Origin of the sequence: Azonexus sp., from assembly GCF_036170495.1 — a bacterium.
Classification (GTDB): Bacteria; Pseudomonadota; Gammaproteobacteria; order Burkholderiales; family Rhodocyclaceae; genus Azonexus.
Genome location: NZ_JAVHPH010000190.1, coordinates 1 through 4,016, shown reverse-complemented (window position 1 = coordinate 4,016; position 4,016 = coordinate 1). Strand labels below are relative to the sequence as shown.

Annotated in this window: 5 protein-coding genes and 1 pseudogene; 5 read left to right on the top strand and 1 reads right to left on the bottom strand. The window is 58.2% G+C overall.

Annotation, left to right across the window (positions count from 1 at the left end):
* From ADADOO_RS06470 to ADADOO_RS06460, 3 genes and pseudogenes are all read left to right on the top strand, one after another.
* The coding region (locus ADADOO_RS06470) for a GTP cyclohydrolase, FolE2/MptA family (protein WP_511276016.1) at positions 1 to 536 on the top strand (536 nt) is incomplete at its 5' end.
* A 225-nt stretch (positions 537 to 761) separates the two neighbouring features.
* Positions 762 to 1,115: pseudogene (locus ADADOO_RS06465) on the top strand (transposase family protein).
* Positions 1,116 to 1,170: 55 nt separating this feature from the next.
* Positions 1,171 to 2,679, top strand: a complete 1,509-nt coding sequence (locus tag ADADOO_RS06460; protein ID WP_511276014.1) for a cyclic-di-GMP receptor FimW-related protein — start codon at positions 1,171 to 1,173, stop codon at positions 2,677 to 2,679.
* Here the strand turns inward: ADADOO_RS06460 and ADADOO_RS06455 are convergent.
* Positions 2,657 to 3,439 carry a YihY family inner membrane protein gene (locus ADADOO_RS06455; protein ID WP_511276012.1) on the bottom strand — a complete coding sequence of 261 codons (783 nt, stop codon included), beginning with the start codon at positions 3,437 to 3,439 and terminating at the stop codon, positions 2,657 to 2,659. The two genes, ADADOO_RS06460 and ADADOO_RS06455, sit on opposite strands and share 23 nt — an antisense overlap.
* A 72-nt stretch (positions 3,440 to 3,511) precedes the next feature.
* Between ADADOO_RS06455 and ADADOO_RS06450 the strand changes: the two genes are divergently transcribed.
* Positions 3,512 to 3,676 (top strand): hypothetical protein, encoded by a 165-nt coding sequence (locus tag ADADOO_RS06450; protein ID WP_511276011.1) that lies wholly within the window; start codon positions 3,512 to 3,514, stop codon positions 3,674 to 3,676.
* A gap of 2 nt (positions 3,677 to 3,678) precedes the next feature.
* On the top strand, positions 3,679 to 4,016 hold a 338-nt coding region (locus ADADOO_RS06445; RefSeq protein WP_511276009.1), incomplete at its 3' end, for a DUF2069 domain-containing protein.

The window sequence follows — 4,016 nt, the reverse complement described above, 5'->3', positions numbered from 1 at the left end:
TCGAAGCCGTCACCGGCCACATCGAGATGAACTTCCCGTATTTCATCAACAAGACGGCGCCGGTTTCCGGCGTGCAGAGCCTGATGGACTACGATGTCACCTTCATCGGCGACATCTGCAATGGAGAGATCGTCACCTCGACCAAGGTCGTCGTGCCGGTTACCAGCCTGTGCCCCTGCTCCAAGAAGATTTCCGAGCGCGGCGCCCACAACCAGCGCTCGCACGTCACCGTCACAGCTCGAACGAACGATTTCATGTGGATTGAGGAAATCGCCCAGCTCGTCGAACAGGAGGCCTCCTGCGAACTGTACGGCCTGCTCAAACGCCCGGACGAGAAGTACGTCACCGAACGCGCCTACGACAACCCGAAGTTCGTCGAAGACATGGTCCGCGACGTCGCCGCCCGCCTCAACGCCGAGCCCCGCGTCGATGCCTACGTCGTTGAGTCCGAGAATTTCGAGTCGATCCACAACCATTCGGCCTATGCCCTGATCGAGAACGATAAAACGAACCTTGGCGCACACGGCGCGAGCTGATCGGTGTCAATGGAGGTCACAGCAACGACTGCCACGGTCAACCGGAAAAATTGACCAAAACGAAACATTGAGTAAGAGATGGGGTTACCCCCAGGGCAATCGCATCAAACGATGAATGCCATTGTCGTTGACGGGCGCACGAAGTCTTTAACGATCAATGAGTTGCAACGAGGGCTGTTCACAGCCCCCTGATTTGCGTGGTTTTCTGTCTTTTTGGGGCGACTCATGGAGACGGAAAATCAAGATCGACCGCGCAAACGGCTGTCGCTGGCGGAAGCCTTCGCGGACCTTCCGGAACCCCGCGTCGCGGGGCGCTCGAAGCATGACCTGGTTGAAATGCTGGTGCTAACGGTATGCGCGCTGGTGTGCGGCGTCGACGACTTCGTCGGCATTGAGGCGTGAGCCAATGAGCGCATCGACTGGCTGAGGCGCTTTCTGAAGCTTACGAACGGAATTCCTTCCCACGATACGTTTGGCCGGCTGTTCGGGTTGCTGGATAAACAGGCGGTGGAGAAGTGTTTCCGATGCCTACCGCGAGGCACTCCTCGGACTCTCTTCAATTTGATGCGATTGCTTTGATCAACGACGCCTGACCAATGGCGAAAAGGTAAATTTTTGTTATTCTGCGAAAATCATGATCACCTCGCCGGAGTTTCTTTCACCAAACCCGCTCGACGCCAATATCAAGAGCATTCTTGAATGGCTGGCCCTGGCACACGGAAAAACCGGGTCCGACGACGCCGATCAGCTACATCGCCAGCTACTCCAACTGCGCGAAGCGCCCATTCCCAACGCCCAGCGCCTCAAGTTGCTCGACCTGCTCTATGGTCAGGCGGAACGGGTTGCCAACGGCGAATTGCCGCGACTGCATGATGTCTCCCTGCCCATTTCCCGCAAGCAACGACAGCGCGTTCGCGTCCTGCTCGACGTACTTGAAACCCTGACACAGGATTATTTCAACACCCTGGCCGAACTATTCGATCCGGAAGGGCCTGGCTCCTCACGGGTGCCCCACGTTTCGTTGCGACGAGCCATGCACACCATAGCCTGGCAAGTACGCATCACACACTTGATAGCCGCCCCCGCATCACCGGGTCTTTGGCAACGGTTGCATTCGGCTTTTCTTACGGCGCGGCGCCTCGGCCTTGAAGATTTTCCCGGGCCGCAAGGTTCACCGAGCATACGTCAGATATATATTGCTATTCTGCTCGCCGCAGCTGCGCAGCCCGCCTCGTTTTCGCCAGCCGAGCTCGAATTTATCAGCCAGTTCATCGGCGATAGCAGCCCGAGCATAGATCTTCTCGATAGCCCACCTCTCGATAGTAGCGGCATTTTCTGGGTCGACCTCGACAAGGACTTCCCCGCCCATGCGCTCATCCGCCGAATCCCGACGCCTGATGCCCGGGTGCTGTATTTCTCATGCGAAGCCATCGCCGAGCACGCGCTGAAGCAGCGTGCCGCACTCTTGCAGGGAACGCCTGCAAAGGCACTCGGTCTGCCTTCATTCGCCGACACCAGCGCCGGCGCGGGCACACTGCTACGGATAAGCCGGCTCTGGGGCCGCCCCACCAAGCGACGATTCTCGCGACGTCGCCAGTCCTATCGCGCCAGCCTCTGTTCCGGCCTCGGCAATCTCTGGCTGTTGATGAAATCCCAGCAAACGCCAGCGGACCTCAGCGAGTGGATGGTCACCAACGAAAGCCCGGATGGCTTCTCGCTGATGCACATGTCGGGCCAAACCCAGCACCTGAGGGTCGGTGACATTGTCGCGTTGCAAACCTTGGGCGACCAGGCAGAGACAACGCCGACATGGCACGTCTGCATCATCCGCTGGGCCGTGTCCGAGAATCCGGAGCATATCGAATTGGGACTGCAGGTACTGGCACCCAAGGCCACTGCGGTGGAAATCACTCACACCTACGCACTGGAATCGAGCAATATTGCCGCTCTAATCCTGCCCCCGACACCACCGCTTCGCCCATCGCAATCGTTGGTAGTCCCGGCCGGCCTGCTCAGGGAAAATACCCGGCGAATCATCGTCGTGATCGAGGCGGATAATCTGGAAATTCGTGAAGTTCAGGCCACCAGTCTCGACGAACAAACGAGTGCCATCGAAATTTTCAGCGTTTTGCCGGACGATTGATGCTGGCGGCAATCAGGCCGCCAAACAGGACGACGGCCCACGACAGGTGGAGCCAAACCAGGAATACCGGGAAGGCGGCAAAGGCGCCGTAAATGCTTTTCAGCATGGCAGAGCTGACCAGGAAAACTTCAAACACCTTTTGCATGACCGAGAAAGCCAGCATGGCAAAAATGCCGCCAGTCAATGCAGCGCGCCGTGACACCGGAGCATTCGGTACCGCGTAATAAAGAAAAGAAAAAAACAGGCCAAGCAGCACCATGGCCACCGCTTTCAAGGCAAATCGGCGGAACCAGAGCGGCTCGTCGAACCAGCCCAAAGACGTCGTCACGGCAAACGACATTGCTCCGGCCACAGCCCCCAGAACAAACGGCCAGACAGCCATCACAAATGCATACAAACGCAGGCGAGCCAGCATGGGGCGGGGCTGAACATGCCACAGATGGTTAAACGCCCGCTCGATGGTATTCATCAATAAAAACGCGGTGACACTGAGCATGGCAATCCCGGCTAGCGTCAAGCGCTGCGCCTTGTGTGAAAATTTGCCAATATTCCCGGCAATAGTGCCGGCCGTACCGGGTGGCAGCAGGGCCTCGCGGATCAACAAATCGAGTCGCTCAGCCAGCAGGTCGAGATATGGAACGGCACCGGCAACCGACAGCACAACCGCAACCAGCGGCACCAGCGCCATCAAGGTTGTAAATGCCAGTGCAGAGCTAGTCTGCATCATGTTCTCGCTATGAAAGCGGCGAAAGATGCTCACGCTTTTTGGCGGCTTGAGGCGCCGGCGATGAGGTCGGGAGTGGTTTTGCATGGGGCCGTATAATAGCCGACCATGCATGACATCCTCGTCCTCTATTACAGCCACCGCGGCTCGGTCTGCGCCCTGGCCGAGCACATCGCCGGCGCTCCGGGCAATCCGATACCGACCGAAAACGAGAGCCGCCTGGCCTTCATCCAGGGGCAACACATTTCAAATTTAGCCAAAAAATCGAGTTGACCGTGAGATCCGCCACCCGCTACCAAATTGCCGCCAGCGCCAGCCTGATTGCGCTGATTTTCCTTTGCCTGGCCTGGGAAGGCTGGCTGGCACCGCTCAAGCCCGGCGGTTCATGGATGGTCTTGAAAGGCGCTTTTCTGCTCGTTCCGCTGTTCGGCATCCTGCGCGGTAAACGCTACACCTACAAATGGCTGTCACTATTCATCCAGTTCTACCTGATGGAAGGCCTGCTACGCGCCACCAGCGACCACGGGCTGATCCAGCAGCTCGCCGTGGTCGAGACGGTTCTGGCCACGGCGCTTTTCGTATTGACCATCCTCTTCGTCCGCGCCACCCGCGG